Source organism: Rhizobium etli 8C-3 (genome assembly GCF_001908375.1).
In the GTDB taxonomy this organism is placed as follows: Bacteria; Pseudomonadota; Alphaproteobacteria; order Rhizobiales; family Rhizobiaceae; genus Rhizobium; species Rhizobium etli_B.
Genome location: NZ_CP017244.1, coordinates 953,036 through 977,577, shown reverse-complemented (window position 1 = coordinate 977,577; position 24,542 = coordinate 953,036). Strand labels below are relative to the sequence as shown.

Below are 24,542 nucleotides of genomic sequence, written 5' to 3'. Positions count from 1 at the left end.
CGCGCGGCGTTGTTTCAGGCAACCTGCGCCTTTTTCCAGTGGGCCGGCGTGGTGCCGACATTCTTGCGGAAGACACGCGTGAAATGCGCCTGATCGGAAAAGCCCGTCTCCGCGGCGATCGCCGGGAGCGTGAATTCGCCCTTTGAGAGCAATTGCTTGGCCCTGGTCAGCCGGGCGTTCGTTTGCCACTGGTGCGGCGCAACACCAGTGGACGCCTTGAAAGCGTGACTGAAATGCGATTGCGAAAGGCCAGTGAGATTTGCGAGCTCTTCCAGCCTGATATTGCGAAGGCAATTCTGATCGATAAACTCCAGTACGCGTCGAAGCTGCCAGCTTGCGAGCTTGCTTCGCTTGCGTGTCGGCGCTTTCGTGAGCTTCATCACGTCGATTATCAGCGATAAGCAAAGCCCATCACCATAAAGATCATGCAGGGGTTCGGGATTGATGCATTCCGTGGCGATCAAATTTGCGAGTGTCAAAACGCGCTCGTCGTGAAAAAGCAGCCGCGCATCATCGAGCCGCTTCGGATCGATATCCTCCATCAGCCGACGGCTGATGATATCTGCGTCGAAATGGATATCCAGATGACGGACGGAATGGACATCGACGAGATCGGCCCAAAGTTCCATGCCGGCCGGAACATAGGAAATCGGCCGTAGCGCGGTATCCTGAACCAACCCGCTGTTGTTGGGCGCCAACTTGATCCGCGAATTGCCCGGACCTCGCAGATCGAGAAGAATGAACAGCCGCGGATCGCTGGCAACATAATAGCCACCGGCATAAGGCGCGCACTCGACATCCCAGACGTCTGCGACGATGCCGTTCCAGTTCCGGCGGTTCATCCCGCCAATTATGGAAAAGCCTTCGATCTTGTTTTGCATCCGCGGCTGAAATGTCATACCCGATCCCGCACGACTGCGTCATGAAAACCTTCATAAAATAATCATGTTTTCCTATCCAAAACCTCGCGGATGAGCAATAGAAAAGCGGATACACACGTTGATAAGACTGCCTGCCCTGTCAAAGTCCGTAAAATCGCTCGCCGTTTGATGCCCAAATCTTTTGCTTGTCGGCAGCAGGAAGGCTCTTCATGGCGTGTTCGAGCGTCTCGATCCAGGCGCTGTAATCGCCGACGAGATTAACCACTGGCCAGTCGCTGCCGAAGACGAGGCGATCGGGTCCGAAAATATCGAAGACCGCCTCGAGATAAGGTTGAAGCCGCTCCGGCGTCCAATCCGGACCGTCCTCGGTCACGATACCGGAGATCTTGCAATATACATGGTCGAAATCGCGGAAGCGTTCCATATCGCGTCGCCACGGTTCAAAATTGCCACTTCCGATTTCGGGCTTGGCCATGTGATCGACGATCACCGGCAGATCTGGATAGCGCTCGATGAACCTCACGATGTTGAGGATATGCCGCGGCTTGATCAATGCGTCGAACCGCAGACCATGTTCGAGCATGGCGCGGAAAGCTGGATCAAGTTCTTTCTTCAGGATCCAATCCTCTTCAGGCAGATCCTGAAGATAGGGACGGATGCTCTTCAGCTTAGCAAAGCGTGCCCAGCCACCAAGGTCGGCGGCAGCCGTCGGCGCGAGAAGATCAAGCCAGCCAACCACGCCCTTGATGAAATCCCGCCCGTCGGCAAGGCCGAGAAGATAACCGGTTTCATGAACGGAAGACGCAGCCGAAACGACAACGACGCCTTCGACGTTGTTCTTCTCCATCAGCGGAAGGGCGTCGCGCGGCCCATAATCGCGATAGAGCACCTTGTCGTCCGGCGACATCCAGAGTGAATAGTAGGGCTCCATCGCCAGCGTCCAGAAATGCATATGGCAGTCAACGCGCCGCATCGCTTACCTCCCTCAAAATGTCTCGCCGCGCCACAAAGAAGTCAGAAAACCGGCCTGCTCGCAAGTGCATCCAGGTTCCAAATGCGATTGAAATTCCTCGAGCATCAGATACTTTTCCAGGTCTGTTCAATCCCGATCCTGCTGGTCCTGTTGCCCATGAGCTTTGAATCCGTCCGCGCATTTTTCAGTGCACATGCACCTGAGATCGAAATCATCGAAACCGCCGAAAGCTCTTCGACAGTGGCGCGTGCAGCCGAAGCGCACGGAGTCGAGCCGGCGCAAATCGCCAAAACGATCTGCCTCAGGGTCGGTGATGAGACGATGCTCGTTGTGGCAAGCGGCACGGCTCGCCTCGATAACCGCAAATTCAAGGATGCATTCGGCGGAAAGGGCCGCATGCTGGGACCGGAAGAAGTCCTGGAAGTCACCAGCCATCCGGTGGGCGGCGTCTGCCCCTTTGGATTGCCTGCCCCAATTCCAGTCTATTGCGATGTTTCATTGAAGCGTTTCGACGAAGTCGTACCGGCCGCCGGCTCCACGCATTCGGCCGTTCGCATCACGACCGAACGGCTCGCCGAACTCACCAGCGCTACATGGGTCGACGTTTGCCAATAAGTCGGGTCGGCGAGCTTCAAATTGACGAGACAATACCTATATTACCTCCCAAACATGCCATGGTTGTTGCATGACAGGAGATATGATGCAGAGTGCCGTTTCGCGTTTTGCCAAGATTGCGGCGATAGCCGTTCTGACGAGCGCTACCGTTTTTGCTGCCTATAGCGATGCCGAGGCGCGCCGCGCTGGAAGTTTCGGCGGGTTCGGCAGCCGCGGAACGCGCACCTTTCAGGCGCCGCCGGTCACACGTACCGCGCCAGCCCCGGCCGCGCCGATGGAACGGTCGATGACGCCGCGCCCGCAGACACCTGCTACCGCCCAACAGCCTGTTAACGCCCAGCGTTCGGGTGGTCTATTCGGCGGCTTTGGCCGTTCGATGATCGGCGGACTGATCGCCGGCGGGCTGCTCGGCATGCTCCTCGGCCACGGTTTCGGCGGCGGCTTCGGCTTCCTCGGCATGCTGCTGCAGATTGCCCTGATCTTTGGCGCAGTCATGCTTGCCATGCGCTTGTTTGCAAATCGACGCCAGCCGTCCTACGGTGCGGCAGGCGGTGCGGCAGGCGGCCGGAGTGCCTCCTCCTACAGCAACATGTCGTCGAACAGCAATTCATCGTTTCGCATTCCGGCGATCGGCTCGGGTGCTGCAGGCTATCAACAGCAACAGCACCAGCGCAATGACAGGCCAAGCGACGAAATCGGATTGACGCAGGCAGATCTGGATCAGTTCGAGGAGCTGCTGACCAAGGTGCAGACCGCTTACGGCGCCGAGGACTATAATACCCTGCGCAAACTGACAACACCCGAAGCCATGTCCTATCTCGCCGAAGAACTCGGCGAAAACGCCACGAACGGCGTGCGCAACCGCGTCACGGACGTCAAGCTCCTGCAAGGTGACATCGCCGAAGCCTGGCGCGAGGACGGTCAGGATTATGCAACACTTGCAATGCGCTATTCGTCGATCGATGCAATGGTCGATCGCGACAGCGGACGCGTCGTTTCCGGTGACGATCGCCACCCTGGCGAAAGCACCGAAATCTGGACCTTTGTACGCAGAACCGGCGGCGACTGGAAGCTTGCAGCCATCCAAAGCACAGAGCAGCGCGCTGCCTGAAATCAGCCCTTGAAGGCGTAGTCGATGATCGATTGCGCCTTCATTTCAATTGAAAAACCAGGCTTTGACGGCGGCATATAGGCCGCGTCCTTAATCACGCACGGATCGAGGAAGTGTTCGTGCAAATGATCGACATATTCGATCACGCGGCCGTCCTTGCTGGCGGCCACGGCGACATAATCGATCATTGACAGATGTTGCACATATTCGCAAAGGCCGACGCCGCCCGCATGCGGCCATACCGGAAGACTGTATTTTGCGGCAAGCAGCAGTACGGCCAGCACCTCGTTCAGACCGCCCATCCGGCACGAATCGATCTGCACGATGTCGATCGCGCCTTCGGCGATGAATTGCTTGAACATGATCCGGTTTTGGCACATCTCGCCGGTTGCCACCTTGACCGGCCTGATTGCCTCACGAATTTTCCGGTGTCCGGCCACGTCATCGGGACTTGTCGGCTCCTCGATGAAGTAGGGATTGGCGAAGGCCAGTTCATTCACCCAGTCGATCGCCTGCTTGACCTCCCAGACCTGATTGGCATCGATCATCAAATAGCGGTCCGGACCAATCACCTCTCGGGCGATGCGCAGCCGGCGGATATCGTCCTGGAGATCGCGACCGACCTTCATCTTTACATGATCGAAGCCTGCGTCGATCGCTTCCTGGCAGAGACGGCGCAGCTTTGCATCATCATATCCGAGCCAGCCGGCAGAGGTCGTGTAGCAGGCGTAACCTTCTTTCTCGAGCGTTGCGATGCGCTCGGCCTTGCCCGCCTCGGCACGTCTCAGGATTGCGACCGCCTCGTCACGCGTCAGCACGTCGGTGAGGTAGCGGTAGTCGACGATGTCTGCGATCTCCTCCGCTCCCATCTCCGCGACCAGCCGCCACACAGGCTTTCCCGCCTGCTTTGCAAGAAGATCCCAGACAGCGTTGACCACGGCTCCCGTTGCCAAATGGATGGCGCCCTTTTCCGGACCAATCCAGCGAAGCTGGCTGTCGCCTGTCAGATGCCGCCAGAATCCACCTGGATCGGCGATAACCTCGCTGAGATCTGCGCCGACAACCAAATGCTCGATCGCCTTTATTGCCAGGCAGCAGATGTCGTTGCCTCGGCCGATCGTGAAGGTGAGCCCGTGGCCAGAAAGCCCCGGCTCGTCCGTATTCAAGATAACGTAGGCCGCCGAATAGTCCGGGTCCGGGTTCATCGCATCGGAGCCGTCGAGGCTTTGCGAGGTGGGAAAGCGAAGATCAAAGACGCTAAGGCCGGTAATGACGGTCATGGGTTCCTCCCGAACTGGCCGGGCGGTTAGATCGTCCAGCCGCCGTCGATCGCGTAGGCCTGTCCGCTTGTATAGGTAGCACCGGCAAGATAGACGGCAAGGTCGCCAATCTCTTCCGGCGTACCGAGACGGCCCATCGGCTGACGAGAAATAAAGGCAGCTCGCGCCTCATCATAATCGCCCTGCGCGCGCATGCGATCCTGCAGCGACGGGCTTTCGACCGTGCCGGGGCAAATGGCGTTGCAACGGACGCCGTAAGCGACGTAATCGGCGGCAACAGACTTCGTAAGGCCGATTACTGCCGCTTTCGTGACGCCATAGGCAAAGCGGTTCGGCACACCCTTGATGCTGGAGGCAACCGAAGCCATGTTGATGATCGCCCCGTCCTTGCGCTCCAGCATGCCGGGTAGCACGGCGCGGATCGTGCGGATCATCGCCTTGACATTGAGGTCGAAAGCGAATTCCAGGTCGCCATCCTGCATCTCCAGAATGGATCCGGCATGCACAAAGCCGGCGCAGTTGAACAGCACGTCGACCGCGCCGATTTCAGCGACCAATGCCTTCACGGCCCCCTCATCGAGCACGTTCAACTTGTGCGTCGACACCCCGGTGTCAGCGGCAAGCGTAGCCAGTGCATTCATATTGATATCCGTCGCGTGAACCTTGGCCCCGGCTTTCTGAAAGGCGATTGCGCTGGCACGGCCGATGCCTTGCGCTGCCGCGGTGATCAGAACGGTCTTGCCGGAAAGAGTGATGGTCATGTCTTGGCCTTCTCAAGGTTTCAATACGTCGGTTAGCGCTCGGTTTCATCGGTGCCGAACCTGAACGGCGGCTCTTATGGTGTCAATCGAATAGTGAAACTGTCTATCCCTCGACGTCGACGGAGACTATATCCAGGTCGTGGTCGTCAAGTCCTGGCTGGCGATTTGAAGGCCCGTTCCACCAATTTGCCCGCAGCGTCAAAACACGTACACTCTAGCCTGGCGAGGTTGACGACCAGGTATGCTCGGATCGTTTTTCAAAAAGAAAGCCGCATCTGCAGGAGTGCCTCATTGAAAACCCGGGCAAGCGTCCCAAGAATAACCCAGCCGCCTGGGTTCTGGCGGCGACTTTGCAGTCAAGCAGCATGCGCTCCGATGCTGGCAGCGACAAAAGCATCGGGGCGCAAAATCGGGCAACCCGTCGATTGACCCCGCGCCGGCGCATTTGGAACATTCGATATTCCAGAGTGTTTCCACGACAAGCGAACGAAGGAGGGTTCTCATGCTCTCCATTCAAGAAAATGTTGTCAGTTGCACGAGGCGCATCGGCGCATATGCCGTCGGACTTTTGTGCGGATTGGCGCTTGCCCAGCCGCTCGCCAGTCAGTCGGATCGCTGCCAGGCGCCAGACCAGCCGCAGAATCCGGCCCGCGCCTTTGAGAACGGCACTTCACCACCCAAGAATGGGTCGTCGGACACTTCGAAATTGTCTGATTGCAACGGCGTGCTAAAGCCGCCGTCGATCGGCGACGGAGACTTGGTCAAGCCTGCGCCGCCTATCGGCAACACTCCCGTAATCCGGCCGGATCTTCCGCAGCAGCAGTAGGCACAATTGTGCCCGGATGTACAAACATGACCAGTTGCGACGACTAAGCTGCCGCGCTCGTGCGGATCGTGCTGGAGGCGAGAACCTGTTCGTCATCTCTACACACAAGGAACCTTTTCAAACATTATCACGTGCCCCTGAGGAGACCTGAAGACGAACCAGCCGGCGGCTAGACGTTGCTCGGATCCCGCATGTCTTCGATGCTTTTTGAGCTGCCTCAGTATTTCGGCGGCACGTAGAGCTCCGGCGGAAGGACTTTGCGTTCGTAGTCGGGGTTAAATACTCGCTCCGGGAGCGTGATGTCCTCATGCGCCACGTCTTCGTAGGGAATCTGCGTCAACAGGTGGTCGATGCAGTTGAGGCGGGCCCGCTTTTTGTCGTTGCCTTCGACAATGTACCAGGGCGCCTCAGGGATATTCGTGCGGGCGAAGGTCTCTTCCTTTGCCTTGGTATAAGCTTCCCACCGGACCCGTGATTGCAAATCCATCGGCGACAGCTTCCACTGTTTCAGGGGATCGTGGATGCGCATCAAAAAACGCATCTGCTGTTCCTCGTCGGTGATCGAGAACCAGTATTTGACCAGTCGGATGCCGGAGCGCACCAGCATGCGCTCGAACTCGGGCACATCGTTGAAGAACTGTTCCACCTGGTCTTCGCTCGCAAAGCCCATGACGCGCTCAACACCGGACCGATTATACCAGGACCGATCGAAGAGCACGATCTCGCCACCGGCTGGCAGATGTGGCACGTAACGCTGGAAATACCATTGCGTTTTCTCCCGGTCCGATGGCGCCGGCAGCGCGACCACTCTCACTACGCGGGGGTTGAGTCGCTGCGTGATGCGCTTGATCACGCCACCCTTGCCGGCCGAATCGCGCCCCTCGAAGATCACGACGACCTTCTCCCTGTGATAAGATACCCAGTCCTGCAATTTGATCAGCTCGGCCTGCAGCGCCAGGAGCGCGCGGAAGTAATCGACGCGCGGCATTGGGGGCGGATGCGACGTGCGATTGCGGATTTCTTCCGACAGCGCCGGTTCGGAGAGCTCGAGTTCGTAGTCCTCATCGAGCGTATCGGCCAATTCGGCTTCCAGCCAATCTGGTTTATCGAGATCATCCTTTGGCATATTCATATCTTTCTCTCCCCGCATGTGCCACGCAATGGCAATTTGTTTCACGCCTGTATGACGGGATTTTGAAGCCATAGTGAGCTCAACGACCCGTGCGGCTGATGGGTTCGATATAGCGGTTAATGCAGGCGTGCGTAAAACAACGTCTCAAGAAAGCGCGCTGCGTTTTTGAAAACGACGATCCCCGCCATTCTGTGGGCTTGACCTTGCCGAAAATGCCATTAACCACGAGGCGGCCGTGGCAGTTGAGAGTTAGTGGGCTGAGTGACAAGACCTGCGATTTCCTGCGGGCTCACCGATGGCGACCGGCGAATTCCTAAATTTGACGCGCGATGCTTTGGCGTTCATTCTGCGCCCATGATCAGCGGAGTACTTCTGGATCTCGCTGGGGTTGTCTACGACGGCGAGGACGTCATACCGGGCGCTATCGATGCTGTTGCACGTTTGCGCGGAGCCGGCTTGCTCATCCGGTTCGTGAGCAACACGACACGCTCGAACAAACCGGCGCTTTTGACGCGACTTTTACGAATTGGACTTCACACCACAAGCGATGAGCTGTTCACCCCGGCGCAAGCCGCGCGCCAATGGCTGGTTGAGCACGATCGATCGCCATACCTATTGGTTCATCCCGATCTCGAACCGGACTTCCACGGTCTCGCAGGAGGATCAAAGAAAGCTCTTGTTGTCGGTGACGCCGGCGAGGCCTTCGACTACCAGACCCTGAATGCCGCATTTCGCGAGCTGCTCGAAGGCGCGGAATTCCTAGGGTTAGCGCCGAATCGGACCTTCCAGGATGTCGACGGCAAACTCAGTCTCGACGCGGGCGCGTTCATCGCGGCACTGGAGTACGCAAGTCAGAGGCGTGCCACCATCCTGGGAAAGCCGTCACCCGAATTTTTCCTGTCCGCGCTCGCCGGAATGAACTGTCCGAAAGCAAAGGCCGTAGTGGTAGGCGATGACGCAGAATCGGACGTCGCTGGCGCCTTGCGGGCCGGACTTTCGAAAGCAGTGCTCGTGCGCACAGGCAAGTATCGTGGCGGAGACGAGACACGCTTCAAGCCTGCACCAACTGTAACGGTCGACGATATCTCGGCTGCGGCGGACTGGATACTTGCGGCACGCAACATCCAATGAAACCCGTAGCGATGCATCGCAGCGGCAGCCGCTTGGCGAGGGTTTTCAAATCCACCGGCGAACTTCCCACGGGTTCAGCTCTGCGACCGCTCCGCACGAGGCTGGCTGCTATCGCCACTGATACGATACGCCGCCGGTCGCCTTGGCCCCTCGACAGCAATGGGGAGTATTCTCATGCGGCAATTTCAGTGTTTGTGTTTGTCGCACTTTATCTCGCAACGCTGTCAGCGCTTTCGTTGCATTAACCGGCGCGCCCTGAACGCGCACTTCCTTTTGCTGTCGGATGGAAGCCAGCCTATGACTTCATCGTCGTATTACCCCGACCCTCGCCAGCACTTCGTCGGGAATCCCATATCGTTTGACGAAATCCGCATTATTGCGGAGTCCGCAGATCTCCCGCTGAATGAACAATGCCCAGACAGCCTCCGAGGCGTCATTCAACAAGCCTTCTCGATCAGCTGTGCGACTATCGTCTCGCCTTGAGGCAGCAAGCTTAGCAAGTGCCGCCTCGACTTTACGGCCCTGACGGCCAAGTGCATTGGCCCGCTCCGAGGCAAGTTCATATTCCAGGGGGCTGATTGCCGTATTCGCCCGATCCGAGAACGATCGCGGTGGTCTGAAACTCACGAAATGCCTTTCCAGGTTAGCAAGCTTTGCCATCAGCCTCAATGGGAACTGTGACCGGCCGTGACGCCTGCTGATCAAGCAAAGCGACACGGCAATGCCGACCAGAAGCCCGATTTCGAAGCTTCGAACGGCGCTGGCGTGACGATCTCGCAAGCGTAAAGAGGAACAGTTCCGCCTCATGCAAGTTTGGTACTATATGACGCAAGATCAAGAGGAGGAGACAGTGTGGATAATCTCAATTGGCGCAATTTTCATCATATGCGGCATTCTTCTCCTTTGTCGGGAGGCTCTTGATCGACGGCCTCTCAGCGATCCTCACCAATCATCCCTTAGCGGGCGGACACTGGAACCCAGGAGCCAAGGAGTCCGATTTCTAGGGTTGACGAGGAACTGGCTAGGTGCGGGCCTGATTGCGGCCGGAGCAGCGTTCTTGTTGCTGGTAGCGTTCATGTAATGCGTTTGAATGCGAGGTCGTTTGGGGCTGGCTACGCGGAGCATTGTCGGCATTCTGCTGCCAATGCTATCTTAGCCATCCGAAGCGAACTAGGTGGAAAATGCCATAAACGCGCAGCATCGCGAAGCGTCGATTTGTCAAGCTTATCGAGGGGTTGAAAGCGTGGGCTACCGGGCGAAATGAACGCCGAAGTACCGATCAAATGACGGGCAGTCAAAGGCCGAACCTTCCAATCCCGAAAAGCCCCCTTACCGCAACACGTTGATTTGCCGTCCTGCCGGCAACCACAGCTTCGCTTGGCAGATGCCTTGTGAACGGCCACCCCAACCATGGCAAAGAAAAGCGCTAAGTGAAGTGAGCGGGGCGCAGTGGCAAAGGGAGGTTTGAAGCGTGCACCGGTTCTGAGCATGAATTGGTTCGCTCCGCCGATCGCGACACCGAAAGCGATCCGCAGGTGGCCCACCAGCCAAGCAGAATTGGCCGTAAGGGCCTCGGAAGGATCGACGAGAAAACCGCAACAACCACACCACCAGCGGCAAAGGCAGCGGTGGTCGTGGGGCCTGTAATAAGGTCAGTCGATGTCCTTCAATGCGTCGAGGGGGCCGGCCAGCGCCGTGCGGGGCTTGATGAGTTCCGGCCGGATCATATGAACGGTTGGTGCGGACCGCGGCTCTTCCATGACCTCGAATGCCTTTGCCAGCATGCTCTCGATATCCTGCCTTATCATGATCACGGGAAAGGGCAGGAAGGACGCGAAGGGATCATAGTCGTAGCAGCCGACCACCATGTCCGCGAAGGTCTCGTGTGGATGACCAGCCATGAAACGAAGAAAACCTTCGAAGTTGATGGATGAATTGACGAAGAGTGCGCGCGGCAGCCGGCCTTCCTGCTTGTAGAATGCTTCGAAGGCGATGCGCGTGTTGTTTGGCGAATAGCCTGTCGTTTGAATGCAAATGTCGGGGTCGCCTGCGAGCAGCTCGCGTTTGACGGCGCGAAAGCCGCGGATGCGCTCGTGGCTTGCATGGTCGTTGCGGCCGCCGAAGAGGTAGAGCTCTTCGGGTGCAAGGGGCTTATCTGCGGGAAACTGTCGGATAATCGCTTCCGTTAACATCCGCCCGCCCTCGTAGTTGTCGCTGATGACGGAGGCAACCTTGCTGCCTGGAAGATCGATGTTGATGTGCTTCAGCCCTGCCTTCTCGCAGACCTCGTGTACGCCGTCTGGATCGGTCGCACCGCAGATGAAGAGCTCATCGATCGAATAGGAAATGAGCGTCGCTGCCGTATCGCGCTCTTCCTGGGGATCGCGGCTGGCGCTGACGACGATGGGGCACTGGCCCTTGCTGCGCACATGCGCCTCGAAAGTCTGGGCCATGGAGGAGAAGTAGCGGTTGTCATGGACCGGCAGCAGCAGACCGACCAGGCCAGACCTGGAGCTGCGCAGTCCCTGGGCCTGCCGGTTTGCAGTATACTGGTACTTCTCTGCAAGATCGCGGATCAGTGCGGCGGTCGTTTCCTTGATACGCCGCTTGCGCCAAGTGCCGTTTAGCACGGCGCTGACTGTCGAGGGCGAGTTGCCCGACAGCACCGACAGGTCGTAGATCGTCGCCTTCTTCCTCATGCCGTTCTTCATGCAAAACCTTGAATTTTCCTTAGTGCCGATTTCGAAGCGGCGAAAGGCGTTTCCGCTTGACGAAAGTATAACTCTGACCGATAGTCTTTGCACTATCGATTGTGCACGTAAAAATATCGATTGTGCAACGGTGGCGCTGCTTGAGGAGGCGGCTTTCAAGGGAGGCGGGAAATCACATTCTTCGCCAGTTACTTGCAACGGGAGGCCGGCGGTCTTCAGCAGGCCCTGTGCCCATCCCGAAACGATCGAGGAGGAACAAAATGAGGAAATTGCTCGTCGCCGCATTCGCGGCTTCGCTGTCGCTGGCAGCCGCTTTTGGCGGCGCCCTTGCGCAGGAGGCCGGAAAGGTCGGTGTCGTCGTCAAGATCGGCGGCATTCCATGGTTCAACGCGATGGAAGCCGGCATCAAGGAAAAAGGTGCCGCGCTCGGTATCGATGCCTTCATGATTGGGCCGACCAGTGCCGATCCGGCGCTGCAGGTCCGCGCCATCGAGGATCTCATAGCCCAGGGCGTGAAGGTGATCGGTGTCGTACCCAACGATGCGAAAGTGCTGGAGCCAGTCCTCACCAAGGCGAAAGAAAACGGCATCATTGTCATCACGCATGAATCACCCGGTCAAAAGGGTGCGGATTGGAATTTCGAACTCGCCTCGGCCAACGGATTCGGCGAAGCGCATGCCGAGCTTCTTGCAAAGAAGATGGGCGGCAAGGGAAAATATGCGGTCTTCGTCGGCTCGCTCACCGTACCGTTGCACAATGCTTGGGCCGATGCGGCGATTGACTATCTCAAAGAAAAATATCCGGAGATGGAAGTGGTCGGCGAGCGTTACGGCGTTGCAGAAGATGCCGACAAGAGCCGATCGACGGCGCTCGACCTGATCTCGGCCAATCCAGACCTCAAGGGCTTCCTCGCCTTTGGCAGCCAGGGGCCGATCGGCGCCGGCCGTGCCGTGGAAGAGCGCCGCAAGGTTGGCGAGATCTTCGTACTCGGGCCCTTCTCGCCGGGCCAGGGCCAGAAACTCATTAAATCCGACGCGATTTCCGGCGGCTTCATGTGGAATCCGAAACAGGCCGGCGAAGTCTTCGTGACTCTCGCCGACAAGCTCATGAAGGGCGAGAAGATCAAGGCAGGTGACGAGATCGAGGGCCTCGGGAAGATCAATCCGACCGGAAATGATATTATCGTCGATCAGCTCGTGACCATCAACAAGGATACGGTCGACGAACTCGCGGCCATGGGCCTCTAAACCTTTCGAAGGCACCTCCCAGACCGCCGGGCTGGCTGCGGCCGGCTCGGTGGACTGCGAGCATGGCCGGCGACCACTACGGCAGGCGCGATATGGAATCTCCAGCTGGCGCAGACGTCCAACGATCTCTGTTGTCGATGAAGAACATCAACATGACCTTCGGCGGTGTGCGCGCGCTCCGCGACGTCTCCTTCGAGGTGCGACCGGGCGAGGTGCATTGCCTCGCCGGCGAAAACGGCTCCGGTAAAAGTACCCTCATCAAGGTCATCACCGGCGTCTATCGCCCGCAGGCCGGTGCTGCAATCGAATATGACGGCCAGAAATATACCCATATGTCGCCGGTCACGGCACAAGCCTCCGGCATTCAAGTGATCTGGCAGGATCTCGCACTCTTCCCGGAAATGTCGGTGGCAGAAAACATCGCTTTCCAGACCGTGCTCGGCCATCGCCCGCGCCGGGTCAACCACACGGCCATGCGCGAGACGGCCGAGCGCGTGCTGGCGCGCCTTGGCGTTATGCTCGACGTCGACCTGCCGCTGCGCGAATACGCTGTCGCCCAGCGGCAGATCGTGGCAATCGCACGAGCCTTGGTCGGCGAGGCAAAGGTCGTCTTCATGGACGAGCCGACTGCTTCACTGACGCAGTCAGAAACCGACCATCTGCTGGAGATCGTGCGTAATCTTTCCGCCTCGGGCGTCGCCGTCGTCTTCGTCAGCCACCGACTGGCCGAGGTGCTGGAAATATCTGACCGTATCACTGTGCTGCGCGACGGCAGGCTCGTCGGCGTCTATCCCGCCGAAGGCATGACGCAGTCGCGCATCACCGAACTCATGACGGGCAAGTTTTTCGACCACGCAGTGCGCGCCCAATCGCATGATGGGGCTGCGCCTGTCATTGCAGTTGAGGGCCTGACACGGCGCGGTGAGTTTACGAACATCTCGTTTTCCGTCCGCCGCGGCGAGACGCTCGGCATCACCGGCCTGCTGGGCGCCGGCCGCACGGAACTGGCACTGACGCTCTTCGGCATGCGCCGTCCAGATCGCGGCACCATCGAGATCGACGGCAAGCCGGTGCGCTTTTCGTCCAATCGGGACGCGATTGCTGCCGGCATTGCCTATCTCTCCGAAGATCGCCTGTCGCTTGGGCTTATCCAACAGCAGTCGATTGCCGACAACCTGGTGATCGCCTCGCTGGGTAAGATTTTGCTCCACGGGTTCATTTCGGAACGTAAGAAGCACGGGCTGGCGGCGCGCTGGATTGCCGATCTCGGAATAAGGATTGGGCTGCAGGATGATGCCATCTCGACTCTCTCCGGCGGCAATCAGCAGCGTATTGCCATTGCGAAATGGTTGGCGACTGACCCTAAGCTGCTGATCCTCGACGCACCTACGGTCGGCGTCGACGTCGGCGCGCGCGCCGGTATCTTCGACATCGTGGCGCAGCTTGCGCAAAGCGGTCTTTCCATCATCCTCATCTCCGACGAGGTGCCCGAGGTCTATTTCAACGCCGACCGGGTGCTGCACATGGCGCAGGGCGAGATTGCCGGCGAATATGATCCACGCGCGACCTCGCTTAGGGAACTGGAGGCCGCGGTCTATGCGTAGGCTCTTGCGCACCCATACGACGGAGATCTGCCTGCTCGTCGTCATCGTTCTGATCGGCGCCTTTCTTTCCTTTGCGACGCCGCGTTTCTTTACGCTCGGCAATGCTTTCGACCTTTTGAACATCAGTTCAGTCAACATCATCTTCGCAGTCGGTCTGCTCGTTGTACTGATCGCAGGTGGCATAGACATCTCGTTTGCGGTCGCCGCCTCGGTCGTGCAGTACGTGACCGCCCTCATCCTCGCCAAGGTCGGCGGCGGGGGCTGGGCAAGTGGCCTGCTGATCGCCGGCGGCATCGGCACCCTGCTCGGCGCGTTCAATGCTTTCCTGATCCACCGGTTCAAGATCATCTCGATCGTCGTTACGATCGCCACCTTCAATATCTACTTCGGACTTTTGATGTTCTTCACCCGCGGCGTATCGATCTACACGCTGCCCGACTGGTGGACGGAGCGGATCATCCTCTACGAAAGGGAGATGGCTGACGGCAGCTGGGCCGAGATCCGCCTTCCGGTTCTTGTCATGGCAATCTGCGTTGCGGCAACCTGGTTTTTGATCCGCCACACCACGACCGGGCGCCAGCTTTATGCCTTCGGCGACAATCCCGAGGGTGCGCGCCGCTTCGGAATCTCGATCGGCGTCATGCAGTTCATCGCCTTCGGCTGGTTGGGGCTCATGGCCGGCATTGGCGGATTGATCCAGGCACATTATGCCCAGGAAGTCGTGCCAAATGCGCTCTACGGCCGCGAACTGGACGTGCTTGCCGCCGTCGTGCTCGGCGGCGCCCGCCTCGGTGGCGGCAAGGGCTCGGTCCTTGGCTGCGTGCTCGGCGTGCTGCTGATCTCGATCACCCAGAACGGCCTCAACCTGATGGGCGTTTCCCCTTTCGCGTTCAAGATGATTATCGGCGCCATTATCCTCGTTGCGATTACACTCTCGAATTCCCGTATCGAAAGGCTGCTGCCTATCCTCAAGACCGAGCGGAGGCACAGATGACGACGCTGGTCCGGCGCACTCGCCACCTCCTGGGATCGGAAATCGCGGGATCGGTCGTCGCCTTCGTCGCGGTGGTCGTGGTCTTCGGCCTCGCTTCGCCGCAGTTCCTGTCGCGGGCCACTTTCGGTTCCGTTGCCTTCCAGCTTCCGGAGCTCGGACTTCTCACTCTTGCCATGCTGTTGCCGATCCTGACGGGAGGGCTCAACCTGGCGATCACATTTACCGCCAACATCGCAGGCCTCACCGTGGCTTGGACGCTGCAGGCCAACGGCGGCCTCGACGCGGGCCCGGGATCCTTCCTGCTCGGCGTGGCGCTTGCGCTTGCCGCAGGTGCGGCAAGCGGCCTCGTCATGGGTCTTGTCATTGCCTATACGAAGGCACATCCGATCCTTGTCTCGCTGTCGATGATGATCTTCCTGCGCGGGCTCGGCGAGTTCTTGACCCGCGGCGGCGACGTGTCGGGCTTTCCGGCCTTCCTGCGCCCGTTCGGCCATGGCTCCTTGATGGGGATTCCGGTGCCGCTCCTCATATTCATCCTGTGCGTCGCGCTCTGGCATGTGCTGCTTTCGCGCACCAGGCTTGGCTTCAACACCTACATGATCGGTTCCAACATCGAGGCTACGCGCTATTCCGGCGTCAACACCCGCAGGGTCATCGTCCTCGTCTATACGCTATCGGGCGCGATGTGCGCCGTCGCCGGCATCATCATGCTGGCGCGCTTCAACTCGGTGCGCGTCGGCCACGGTGAGTCCTACCTGCTTATCACCGTGCTCGCCTGCTTCCTCGGCGGGGTAAATCCCTTCGGCGGCTTCGGTCGGGTGATCCCGGTCTTCGCGGCGCTGGTCGTTCTCCAGCTCTTTTCGTCGGGGCTCAATCTTCTCGGCGCCAACCAGCATCTGGCGACGGCGGTGTGGGGTGTCCTGCTCGTCGGCGTCATGATCCTGCGCTGGCTTGCCGGCCACTTCAGAACCGTTCTGCGCAGAAAGGAATAAGACGATGCAAGGCTTCGGCGTACATACCAGCATGTGGACAATGAACTGGGACAGGGCAGGCGCCGAAAAGGCGATTGCAGCTGCGGTTTCCTATAAGATGGACTTCATCGAAATTGCGCTCCTCAACGCACCCGCAGTCGATGCGCCACACACCCGGGGGCTTCTCGAAAAGCACAACTTGCCAGCCGTCTGCTCGCTTGGACTGCCCGAGCACGCCTGGGCATCGGTGCGGCCGGAGGCGGCAATCGAGCACCTGAAGGTCGCGATTGACAAGACGGCCGACATGGGCGCATTGGCGCTATCCGGTGTCATCTTCGGCGGCATTGGCGAGCGTACTGGCGTGCCGCCGACGGAGAAGGAATATGACAACATCGCGCGGGCGCTGACGGCCGCAGCCAAGCACGCCAAGTCCCGCAGCATCGAGCTGGGCGTCGAGGCAGTGAACCGCTATGAAAACCATTTGATAAATACAGCAAGGCAGGCAGTTGAGATGATCGAGCGCGTCGGCGCCGACAATATCTTCGTGCATCTCGACACCTATCACATGAACATCGAGGAGAAGGGCGCTGCCACGGGCATCCTCGACGCACGCGCACATCTGAAATACATCCACCTGTCTGAAAGCGACCGTGGCACGCCCGGTTATGGAAACGTCCCTTGGGACGAGATATATACGGCGCTTGCGGCTATCGGATTCAAAGGTGGCCTTGCTATGGAGAGTTTCATCAACATGCCGGCGGAAGTCGCCTACGGTCTCGCAGTCTGGCGTCCTGTCGCCAGAAACGAGGCAGAAGTGATGGGCAACGGCCTGCCGTTTCTGCGCAACAAGGCGAAACAATATGGCCTGATCTGAGGCCGCAGGACGGGCGGTTGACATTCCGCAGACGGCAGAAAGCATGATGACCGGCCCGTTTCAATCCTAACGCCACCCGGAAGGACGCCACGCCGACGGCCGTGTTGGTCCGAGGCGATCTCGTCTCAAGGCTGGAGCTCCCGAACCCGGTCGTGACCGCCATGGCGCCCTTCACGATCTGGCTGGACTGAGCGCAAGGAACTTTTAGGATGGGGGCGCTAGTCCCTGGCGAATGAGGCCGGACGCACTGACGGAGATGGCGTTCGAGGATCGAGCAGATGCAAACGATGCGTTATGGCCGAAGGCGCAGATCCAGACACCCGCACACCGCTCGCGCGCGGTTAATTTGGCACTGCGTTGCCATGAAAAGGCTGGCTTGGGATGTGAGAACAGTTCCGCAATCACTTTTCACGACTGAGCCTGTTTCGAAAAGATCTGAAAGCAGAGTCAATGTCGTCTTTCCTCCGTACCATTGCGCGCTAATTGCTTCAAAAGAACCAGCCGGCAACAAATGGAAAGCACCGCAGACAGCTCAAAACAGACTGGCAGCCCAAATCAGCCTGGTGATCGCATCGCCGGTTCTGCACCGCTGCCGAAGAGCGAGGGATTTACGGCTGAAGGCCCTGAAGTAGGAACCAGGGTTCACCAGGGACCACCCGGATCTTCAACATCGCTGGAACAATCCAAAGAGGCCGTAAACCCATCCTCGCCCTTTGGTCAAAGCGCACGAGCCGTTCGTGACCTGATTGTCGCCCTCCGTCATGATATGCGTGCGCTTCTGCAAAGAAGCCCGTTCTGGATGAGAAGGGACATCGCCACCATCAAGCAGAAAGGACAGACGTCCGGCACTCGAGTGCCCAATGAGAAGTTTCGGCGGATATACGCCGCCTTTGCATCGCTTTCATCCAAAGCGCGGTCCCGCTCGCCAGAACTTCTGGCCGGTTTGACCCGCATAAAGCAGGCCCGTCCACCGAAACTGCGGTCATGGAAAGGGCTTGTCGCGGTCGCTTCCTTGCTGGGCTTGCTGATCGGAACCGGCGTTTTGACTTGGGCGTTGAAGGATGTGCCATGGCAAGAGATTGCCGATGGTACCATGAAGCCGGTCATTGTATTGGAAACGGCGGATGGCGAACCTCTTGTTCGTCAAGGGCCCTATCAGGGACCCTATGCAGGATACAAACAATTCCCCCCTCACCTCGTGGATGCCGTGCTTTCAATCGAGGACCGCCGGTTCATGGATCACCACGGCATCGACTTGAAAGGCATCGCGCGCGCGCTGATACGGAACTTAGAGGCAGGCTCCGTCGTCCAGGGCGGAAGCACGATCACACAGCAGTTGATCAAGCTGCAATATCTCGAAAGCGACCGAACGCTGAAGCGAAAGATCCAGGAACTGGTAATTTCGTTCTGGCTGGAATGGAAGCTCGGCAAGCAGGAGATCCTGACGCGGTACCTGAATTCCGTCTATCTCGGTTCCGGCGCTACGGGAATGCCGGCAGCAGCACGGATCTATTTCAACAAGGATATCGGTGCACTCGATATCACGGAATCGGCGATGCTGGCAGGTCTGCTGAAGGCTCCCAGCCAGTTGAATCCGATCGACAATTTCGAAGGCGCACGCCAACGCACGGCAACCGTGCTCGACGCGATGGCCGCCAACGGCAAGCTTACGCCGCAAGAGGCCGATGCCGCCAAGAAAGATTTTGCCGAAGTGCATCCGACGACACTGACCCCGCGCTCCGGCAGCTGGTTCGCCGATTGGGTCTCGCCACAGGCGAGCGAAATCGCCGGCGCTTCTCCCGGCTCGACGACTGTGCGTACGACGCTGGTACCGCGCCTGCAGGAAATTGCCGAACGGGTGGTGAGACAGGCTCTCGATGAAGAAGGAAAGGCTCTCGGCGCATCGCAGGCGGCGCTGGTCGCCATGACACCCGATGGCGCGGTTGTCGCAATGGTCGGCGGACACGACTACAAGACCAGCCAGTTCAATCGTGCCGTCACGGCGATGCGTCAGCCAGGCTCCACATTCAAGTTGTTCGTTTACTATGCTGCATTGAAAAAGGGGCTTTCTCTGTCGGATCAGGTCCTCGACGGCCCTATCGAGATAAACGGATGGTCGCCCCAAAACCCCGGGGGTGGTTACCGCGGATGGGTTACGCTGGCGGAGGCCTTTGCTCGCTCGTTAAATGCCGCCACCGCAGCCCTTGCTCAGGAGGTGGGACTGGACAGTGTGGCGGCGGCAGCCAAGGAGCTCGGCATAAACACGGCCCTGACGACTGCGCCAGCCTTGTCGCTTGGTGCGTCGGAGGTGAGTTTGCTCGATCTGACCGGCGCCTACGCATCGGTTCGCCTTGGAAGGGCGCCCGTCGAACCGTGGGGTGTCATCGATTTCCAGGCATCTGGCCAGCCCAGGGGCTTCCGCGTGGGTGCGCAAGTGCCGGTCTCCATCGACCTCTCTCGATATCAGCCGGACCTTCTTGCGTTACTGCAGTTGGTCGTTGAGCGTGGGACCGGCCGCGACGCCGATCCCGGCATTTTTGCGGCCGGCAAGACAGGTACCAGTCAGGACAACCGCGACGCCTGGTTCGTCGGCTTCACGGACACCCTGGTCGCCGGAGTCTGGGTCGGAAACGACGATGATGCGCCGATGAAGGGTGTCACCGGAGGCGAACTTCCGGCTCGCATCTGGCGGGAGTTCATGCAGGCGGCGATGGCTGAGCCTGCACCGCAAATCGATCCTGACACAGGAGCGATGACGAGCGAGGAGAACGTCGCGCCATCCTGCAATATCACGGCCTGCTCGCGCAGTTATCGGTCGTTCCGCGCTTCTGACTGTACCTACCAACCGTACTATGGTGCTCGGCGGCTTTGCGAGAAATAGCCAAATCGTTTGTTGCTCGCCGCAACGTGGGTGGAAACCGCAAAGGCCGAGCCAATGCAGAAACGACGGATCTGAGAACAAAATTTCCCGCCTTGGAGGCTTCCACATTGACGCCGAACACTCCTTCAAGGCAATCACGGACACTGGCAGACGATCGCCGGAAGCTTCATCTCGGCGGTCTGAGTCCTTGGTCGATCGGCATGCTTCCTTCGACAGGCGTCAGCGCGCATGAAGAGGCCATCCCAAGCAATGATCGGACGCCATCGCGATTGATCACGGTATATCACCTGTTCTTGCTTGTGACGCTGGTATCGGGGCTTGGCCGCTTCGAACAGGCCGTGACGAAACAATGGCTGGGCTTCATCGCGAAAGCCATCACGTGGCTGCTGGCTGGGCAAATTCCTCCGCTCGCACCGATTTTAAGGATCGGCGATCTTGCCATCCATGAGATGAATGCGTCGCCCCATACGGGCCGCCATGTCGAGATCATGGGTGACGGCGATGACCGTCTTGCCGCGTTCGCGCACGAGCCCTTCAAGGATCGAAAAGACCTGCTCGGAATTTTGGCTGTCGAGGCTTCCCGTCGGCTCGTCTGCAAGCAGGATGGGTGGATCATTGGCAAGCGAGCGTGCCACGGCGACCCTCTGGCGTTGACCGCCGGAAAGCTGATCTGGCCTCTTGTCGATATGACCAGCAAGACCAAGCGACGCCAAGAGTTCCTCTGCCCGCGCCTGCATGGCCGACCGGCTCAAACGGCCAAGCTTGCGCATCGGGATCTCGACGTTCTGTCGCGCCGTGAATTCCGGCAGGAGAAAATGGAACTGGAAGACGAAGCCCAGCATCGAGAGGCGGGTTTCGGCGCGTTGCCTTTGGTCCATGGGGTCGGTATCTCTGCCGCCAATCAAAAGCCTGCCGCTCGTCGGCTCGTCGAGCAGCCCCAACAGATAGAGCAGCGAAGATTTGCCGGAACCGGAAGGTCCGGTGATTGCAACGAATTCCCGCTCACCGATCGTCAAAGACACATTCTCGACCAGCGTTACCGGGACAGTTTCCGTCAGGATGCGTGTGAGGTTCTTTGCTTCAATCAAGGCGCTCATGTCGCACCCCTGATGATATCCACGGGATTGAGGCGTGCAGCCCGCCTGGCCGGGAGATAACCGGCAAAAGCCGCCGCGCTCAGCGCGAAACCTGAGGCAATCACGTAGTGCAGAATGCTCCAGGCAATCGGCAGACGTGTCATTTCCTGCCCTGTCGCGGCAAGCTCGAAGCGCACCAGAGACAAGGCATAGACGAGCGAAAAGCCAAGCAGCCAACCAAGCGCTGATCCGCCGGCCCCGATCGCAATTCCTTCGAGCAGAAACAGACGCCGCATGTCAGCCTCGGCAAACCCGAGCGACTTCATGATGGCGATATCGCGCGCCTTTTCGTGCGTAATCGTCGAGATAATATTGTAAATGCCAAAACCAGCGACCAGCATGATTGCTGCGACAACGGTGTACATGATGACATTGCGGATCACGAGCGCTTCGAGGAGCGATTCATTGGCCTCCTGCCAAGCCTCGGCCCTGTAGCCGAGTTCGGTCTCGATCCGGCGCGCCACCGCTGGTGCGTCATCGGGATTGGCAAGCTTGATGCGGATTTCATTGATGGCGTTGGTACGCGCGCTCAGGATCTGCGCGTTCTTCAGCAGTACATAAGCTTCGCCCTCATCCCGAGCGGTCGTGCCGGTATGAAAGAGGCCGACGATCTTGAAATTGCGCGAGAGCCCCTCCGACGAAACCGCCGCCACGGTATCGTTCAATCCGGCGCCGAGGCGCTCTGCCATCGTGTCACCGATGACGATACTGTTCCCGCCCGCCGCAAGGGCTCCGAAACTTCCCTCCACGAAGTCGCCGATGATCGGCGAGACGCCGCGCTCGGCCGCCGGTTCGATGCCGATCACCGATGCTCCGACCTCGCGGCTGGAGTAACGGATGACAGCTTGCAGCTTCAGGTCTGGAGCCAGCCGGCCGGGTATCCATGCCTCGAGCCAGGAACGCGCGGCTGTCGGATTGATGATGCCGCGGCGGTCCTCCCGCGGCCTCAGTCCGAAGATCTCCGTCGCATGGAAGACGGTTTCGGCAGGCTGCCGTCGCGCCGTTCGCTGCTCGTCGGTGATGTCAACATGGGGCATGGTGTTGATCAACTGTTCCACAAAATCGTCCTGGCCGCCCTGCATGAGCGCCGCCATGGCGATGGAAAAGCCGACACCGACGGCAACGCCGAACACGGCAACAAGCGTCTGCCGGCCGCGGCCGGCAATATGGGTGACGGCGATCTCGAAAATCAGCCGCATCGCAACCTCACTTTGCAGTACCGGTTATCGTGACCCGGGTCCCATCCATCAGATCTTGCGGAAACGGTGAAATCACACGCGTCGTTTCATCCAGACCGGATATGATCTCGATGCCATTCGGTCCGCGGATTCCTGATTTGATCTCGCGTAGCCGGGCAAAGTTTCCTTCGACAGTGAAGACCTTCTCGGCCTGCATCGCGATGGTGGGGACCAGAAGTGCGTTTTCCGAGACGCGCACGATGATGTTCACATCAGTCGACATACCGATCATCAGGGGCGTGTCGTTGGGAAGACGCAGCTTTACGCGATAGGTCTTCGTCACCGGATCGCCCTTCGGCGTTATGCTGCTGACGGTTGCTTCGAGGGTCTGATCCTTGAAAGCATCGGATTTGAGCAGGGCCTTGTGCCCCAGCCGGACCCGCGGAATATCCTCCTCGTTGACGTCCGCGACCACGAGCAGCGGTTTCTGTTCCCCGACCCAGAAGAGCGCCGTTCCTAGATCGGCAACTTCGCCCACCTCGCCGTCCTGGCGAAGCACGACACCATCGATCGGAGCGCGGATGATATAACTGTCAAGGCGTGCCCTCTGACCGGCCGCCAGCGCCTTGAGCTGCTCCACCTCACTGCTCGCCCGGTCGACTGACTGCTGGGCTGCTGTGTTTTTTTCCAGCATCAAATTGTAGCGCCGAAATTCCTGCTCCGCCAGCGCAAGCCGCGCCTCGAGTTCGGCAAGGGCCGCTCTCGCCTCGCTATCATCGAGGCGAGCAAGTATATCGCCCTTTTCTACGGATGCACCTTCGCAATTGCATTGCTCGACGACCCGTTCGCGCACCAGCGGCGTGACTTTCGCCCAGGTCAGCGGTTCGACAACGCCACTGGCATAGACGATTTCGGCAGCACGACCGCGCAAGGGGACGACAACCGATACTGGGATGGGGTGCCAGACATACCAAGCGGCCAAACCGCCTGCCACGGACAGAGCGACGACAACGGAAAGCAAGCGGAACGGTCTCACGCCATCTGCCTCGAACTGCTGCTGTTGTCGACCCTATAGCATTAGACCGACCGTCGGTCTATAAAAGCAGCTGAAGAATTCGGCCACAGCATCGAATTCCGCTAGTCAGGAGACCCCCCGAAAGAAGTGAGAGCGTCGATGCGTGTCAAAAAACACCCAGACATCCGCTCGGGCGAACTGTTGGATTGCGCCCAGAGGCTCTTCTTCGCCCACGGCTACGACAATACCACGATTAACGACATCATTCGCGAAGCAGGCGTGTCGAAGGGCGCCTTCTACCACTATTTCTCCTCCAAGGAGGCGCTGCTTGAAGCTATCGCTGCTCGCCTTGCCCGCGGAAGCCTTGAAGAGATTCGACCGCTCCTGAACGATCCTACGCTCAATGCCGTGGAAAAACTGAACAGCTTGTTCGCCGGGTCGCGGCGCCTGAAGGTCGAGCTTGCCCCGCAACTGCGAACAATGTTCGATGTCATCTTCCGCCCGGAAAACATCGTGCTGTTCCACCGCGTCGATCAGGCTGTGACCCGCATCGTAGTCCCGCTTTTGGCCGATGTTCTCCGAGAGGGAACAGAGGAGGGTCTCTTCGATGCGCCCGATCCCGAAGCGTTCGCAGAGATGCTCCTGCTCTTTCGGCTTTCCCTCAGCAGCATGATGCACGAGGCCCTGCGAAAGAGCCGCGAGGGCAACATCGAACAGGCCGTCAAGATGCTCGACGATCGCCTCAAGCTCTATGGTACTGCCATCGATCGCGTCCTGAAGTTGCCCGATGGAACGATCGAAGTAGCCGAAACTGGCTTCGTCCGGGCTTTGCTTGATGATCACAAGAAAGGCTCCGAATAGCTTTCCCAGCCAGCTAGCTAGTCGGCTGGACCTGGACGGTTCGCACGAGGGAGGAAAGGCGGTTCTGGCCGAGATTGATCCTCCTGCTTCAAAAAATGATGCGACCGTCGGCGGTACCTGAAAGGCTCTCAGCGAGCCTCAAGTGAAAGACAATGTCGCGCCGACGCCGCGGTAACAGATCCTGGCGATTGGTACCCTTTTCACTTTCCACCGATATCTGCTAGCCACCGCCAAGAACGCGCGAGCGGCATTGCCGATTTCCATCCCACCTTCATCTTTATCAGCATCAGCATGCGCCTTTCAGTCGCCGCTAATTTAGATAGTCGATTTCCCAGCAGTGCGGTAAAATTGAAATATCGG

21 protein-coding genes are annotated in these 24,542 nt (G+C 58.9%); 11 read left to right on the top strand and 10 right to left on the bottom strand.

What is annotated here, in order from left to right; all coding sequences use genetic code 11:
- Positions 1–14: 14 nt before the first annotated feature.
- A complete protein-coding gene (locus AM571_RS29550) occupies positions 15–899 on the bottom strand; it encodes a helix-turn-helix domain-containing protein (RefSeq protein ID WP_074064530.1) in 885 nt (294 codons plus the stop codon).
- Between the two features lie 121 nt (positions 900–1,020).
- Positions 1,021–1,854, bottom strand: coding sequence for an amidohydrolase family protein (locus tag AM571_RS29545; protein ID WP_074064529.1), 834 nt, complete (start codon positions 1,852–1,854; stop codon positions 1,021–1,023).
- Between the two features lie 156 nt (positions 1,855–2,010).
- On the opposite strand from AM571_RS29545, the gene AM571_RS29540 reads away from it, so the two are divergent.
- On the top strand, positions 2,011–2,469 hold the full coding sequence (locus AM571_RS29540; protein ID WP_074065656.1) for a YbaK/EbsC family protein: 459 nt from the start codon (positions 2,011–2,013) through the stop codon (positions 2,467–2,469).
- 85 nt (positions 2,470–2,554) lie between these two features.
- Complete coding sequence (locus AM571_RS29535; RefSeq protein WP_074064528.1) at positions 2,555–3,580, top strand: Tim44 domain-containing protein; 1,026 nt, start codon at positions 2,555–2,557, stop codon at positions 3,578–3,580.
- Positions 3,581–3,582: 2 nt separating this feature from the next.
- Here AM571_RS29535 and AM571_RS29530 read toward each other — a convergent pair whose 3' ends face one another.
- The gene (locus AM571_RS29530) at positions 3,583–4,860 is read right to left on the bottom strand and encodes an L-fuconate dehydratase (RefSeq protein WP_074064527.1); all 1,278 of its coding nucleotides are present in this window, start codon (positions 4,858–4,860) and stop codon (positions 3,583–3,585) included.
- Positions 4,861–4,886: 26 nt separating this feature from the next.
- Entirely contained in the window at positions 4,887–5,621 is a 735-nt protein-coding gene (locus tag AM571_RS29525; protein ID WP_074064526.1) for an SDR family oxidoreductase, read from the bottom strand.
- Between the two features lie 502 nt (positions 5,622–6,123).
- Between AM571_RS29525 and AM571_RS29520 the strand changes: the two genes are divergently transcribed.
- Entirely contained in the window at positions 6,124–6,447 is a 324-nt protein-coding gene (locus AM571_RS29520) for a hypothetical protein (RefSeq protein ID WP_081377237.1), read from the top strand.
- 217 nt (positions 6,448–6,664) lie between these two features.
- On the opposite strand, the gene ppk2 is transcribed toward AM571_RS29520, so the two are convergent.
- Positions 6,665–7,579 carry a polyphosphate kinase 2 gene (ppk2, locus tag AM571_RS29515; RefSeq protein ID WP_074064525.1) on the bottom strand — a complete coding sequence of 305 codons (915 nt, stop codon included), beginning with the start codon at positions 7,577–7,579 and terminating at the stop codon, positions 6,665–6,667.
- A gap of 354 nt (positions 7,580–7,933) precedes the next feature.
- On the opposite strand from ppk2, the gene AM571_RS29510 reads away from it, so the two are divergent.
- Entirely contained in the window at positions 7,934–8,710 is a 777-nt protein-coding gene (locus AM571_RS29510; RefSeq protein ID WP_074064524.1) for a TIGR01458 family HAD-type hydrolase, read from the top strand.
- A 303-nt stretch (positions 8,711–9,013) separates the two neighbouring features.
- On the opposite strand, the gene AM571_RS37855 is transcribed toward AM571_RS29510, so the two are convergent.
- Both AM571_RS37855 and AM571_RS29490 read right to left on the bottom strand, forming a co-directional pair.
- A complete protein-coding gene (locus AM571_RS37855; protein WP_074065654.1) occupies positions 9,014–9,337 on the bottom strand; it encodes a DUF6665 family protein in 324 nt (107 codons plus the stop codon).
- Between the two features lie 1,025 nt (positions 9,338–10,362).
- Positions 10,363–11,421 carry a substrate-binding domain-containing protein gene (locus AM571_RS29490; RefSeq protein WP_074064522.1) on the bottom strand — a complete coding sequence of 353 codons (1,059 nt, stop codon included), beginning with the start codon at positions 11,419–11,421 and terminating at the stop codon, positions 10,363–10,365.
- A 260-nt stretch (positions 11,422–11,681) separates the two neighbouring features.
- Here AM571_RS29490 and AM571_RS29485 point away from each other — a divergent pair, with 260 nt between their 5' ends.
- The 6 genes from AM571_RS29485 to AM571_RS29460 all read left to right on the top strand — a co-directional run bounded on the left by AM571_RS29485 (position 11,682) and on the right by AM571_RS29460 (position 19,992).
- On the top strand, positions 11,682–12,668 hold the full coding sequence (locus AM571_RS29485) for an autoinducer 2 ABC transporter substrate-binding protein (RefSeq protein WP_074064521.1): 987 nt from the start codon (positions 11,682–11,684) through the stop codon (positions 12,666–12,668).
- A gap of 92 nt (positions 12,669–12,760) precedes the next feature.
- The gene (locus AM571_RS29480) at positions 12,761–14,272 is read left to right on the top strand and encodes a sugar ABC transporter ATP-binding protein (RefSeq protein ID WP_074065652.1); all 1,512 of its coding nucleotides are present in this window, start codon (positions 12,761–12,763) and stop codon (positions 14,270–14,272) included.
- A complete protein-coding gene (locus AM571_RS29475) occupies positions 14,265–15,266 on the top strand; it encodes an ABC transporter permease (RefSeq protein ID WP_074064520.1) in 1,002 nt (333 codons plus the stop codon). Before AM571_RS29480 ends, AM571_RS29475 begins: the two co-directional genes overlap by 8 nt.
- Positions 15,263–16,258 carry an ABC transporter permease gene (locus tag AM571_RS29470; RefSeq protein WP_074064519.1) on the top strand — a complete coding sequence of 332 codons (996 nt, stop codon included), beginning with the start codon at positions 15,263–15,265 and terminating at the stop codon, positions 16,256–16,258. Before AM571_RS29475 ends, AM571_RS29470 begins: the two co-directional genes overlap by 4 nt.
- Before the next feature lie 4 nt (positions 16,259–16,262).
- On the top strand, positions 16,263–17,111 hold the full coding sequence (locus AM571_RS29465; protein WP_074064518.1) for a sugar phosphate isomerase/epimerase family protein: 849 nt from the start codon (positions 16,263–16,265) through the stop codon (positions 17,109–17,111).
- 1,093 nt (positions 17,112–18,204) lie between these two features.
- Positions 18,205–19,992, top strand: coding sequence for a PBP1A family penicillin-binding protein (locus AM571_RS29460; RefSeq protein WP_420493402.1), 1,788 nt, complete (start codon positions 18,205–18,207; stop codon positions 19,990–19,992).
- A 419-nt stretch (positions 19,993–20,411) separates the two neighbouring features.
- Here the strand turns inward: AM571_RS29460 and AM571_RS29455 are convergent, their stop codons facing one another.
- Genes AM571_RS29455 through AM571_RS29445 form a run of 3 tightly spaced genes read right to left on the bottom strand, consistent with a single transcriptional unit; the run spans position 20,412 to position 23,342 of the window.
- Positions 20,412–21,089 (bottom strand): ABC transporter ATP-binding protein, encoded by a 678-nt coding sequence (locus AM571_RS29455; protein WP_074064516.1) that lies wholly within the window; start codon positions 21,087–21,089, stop codon positions 20,412–20,414.
- Complete coding sequence (locus AM571_RS29450; protein WP_074064515.1) at positions 21,086–22,327, bottom strand: ABC transporter permease; 1,242 nt, start codon at positions 22,325–22,327, stop codon at positions 21,086–21,088. The genes AM571_RS29455 and AM571_RS29450 overlap by 4 nt, the downstream gene beginning before the upstream one ends.
- Before the next feature lie 7 nt (positions 22,328–22,334).
- Positions 22,335–23,342, bottom strand: a complete 1,008-nt coding sequence (locus tag AM571_RS29445) for an efflux RND transporter periplasmic adaptor subunit (protein ID WP_074064514.1) — start codon at positions 23,340–23,342, stop codon at positions 22,335–22,337.
- A gap of 138 nt (positions 23,343–23,480) precedes the next feature.
- Between AM571_RS29445 and AM571_RS29440 the strand changes: the two genes are divergently transcribed.
- Positions 23,481–24,182 (top strand): TetR/AcrR family transcriptional regulator, encoded by a 702-nt coding sequence (locus tag AM571_RS29440; RefSeq protein WP_074064513.1) that lies wholly within the window; start codon positions 23,481–23,483, stop codon positions 24,180–24,182.
- The last annotated feature ends 360 nt before the right edge of the window (positions 24,183–24,542 follow it).

Bases quoted from the DNA above. Each gene is read 5' to 3' on its own strand.
- ppk2 (WP_074064525.1), bottom strand. From the start codon at position 7,579: ATGAATATGCCAAAGGATGATCTCGATAAACCAGATTGGCTGGAAGCC.
- AM571_RS29470 (WP_074064519.1), top strand. From the start codon at position 15,263: ATGACGACGCTGGTCCGGCGCACTCGCCACCTCCTGGGATCGGAAATC.
- AM571_RS29535 (WP_074064528.1), top strand. From the start codon at position 2,555: ATGCAGAGTGCCGTTTCGCGTTTTGCCAAGATTGCGGCGATAGCCGTT.
- AM571_RS29465 (WP_074064518.1), top strand. From the start codon at position 16,263: ATGCAAGGCTTCGGCGTACATACCAGCATGTGGACAATGAACTGGGAC.
- AM571_RS29545 (WP_074064529.1), bottom strand. From the start codon at position 1,854: ATGCGGCGCGTTGACTGCCATATGCATTTCTGGACGCTGGCGATGGAG.
- AM571_RS29550 (WP_074064530.1), bottom strand. From the start codon at position 899: ATGACATTTCAGCCGCGGATGCAAAACAAGATCGAAGGCTTTTCCATA.
- AM571_RS29520 (WP_081377237.1), top strand. From the start codon at position 6,124: ATGCTCTCCATTCAAGAAAATGTTGTCAGTTGCACGAGGCGCATCGGC.
- AM571_RS29530 (WP_074064527.1), bottom strand. From the start codon at position 4,860: ATGACCGTCATTACCGGCCTTAGCGTCTTTGATCTTCGCTTTCCCACC.
- AM571_RS29490 (WP_074064522.1), bottom strand. From the start codon at position 11,421: ATGAAGAACGGCATGAGGAAGAAGGCGACGATCTACGACCTGTCGGTG.
- AM571_RS29440 (WP_074064513.1), top strand. From the start codon at position 23,481: ATGCGTGTCAAAAAACACCCAGACATCCGCTCGGGCGAACTGTTGGAT.
- AM571_RS29525 (WP_074064526.1), bottom strand. From the start codon at position 5,621: ATGACCATCACTCTTTCCGGCAAGACCGTTCTGATCACCGCGGCAGCG.
- AM571_RS29460 (WP_420493402.1), top strand. From the start codon at position 18,205: ATGAAGCCGGTCATTGTATTGGAAACGGCGGATGGCGAACCTCTTGTT.
- AM571_RS29480 (WP_074065652.1), top strand. From the start codon at position 12,761: ATGGAATCTCCAGCTGGCGCAGACGTCCAACGATCTCTGTTGTCGATG.
- AM571_RS29510 (WP_074064524.1), top strand. From the start codon at position 7,934: ATGATCAGCGGAGTACTTCTGGATCTCGCTGGGGTTGTCTACGACGGC.
- AM571_RS29475 (WP_074064520.1), top strand. From the start codon at position 14,265: ATGCGTAGGCTCTTGCGCACCCATACGACGGAGATCTGCCTGCTCGTC.
- AM571_RS29485 (WP_074064521.1), top strand. From the start codon at position 11,682: ATGAGGAAATTGCTCGTCGCCGCATTCGCGGCTTCGCTGTCGCTGGCA.
- AM571_RS29450 (WP_074064515.1), bottom strand. From the start codon at position 22,327: ATGCGGCTGATTTTCGAGATCGCCGTCACCCATATTGCCGGCCGCGGC.
- AM571_RS29455 (WP_074064516.1), bottom strand. From the start codon at position 21,089: ATGAGCGCCTTGATTGAAGCAAAGAACCTCACACGCATCCTGACGGAA.
- AM571_RS29540 (WP_074065656.1), top strand. From the start codon at position 2,011: ATGAGCTTTGAATCCGTCCGCGCATTTTTCAGTGCACATGCACCTGAG.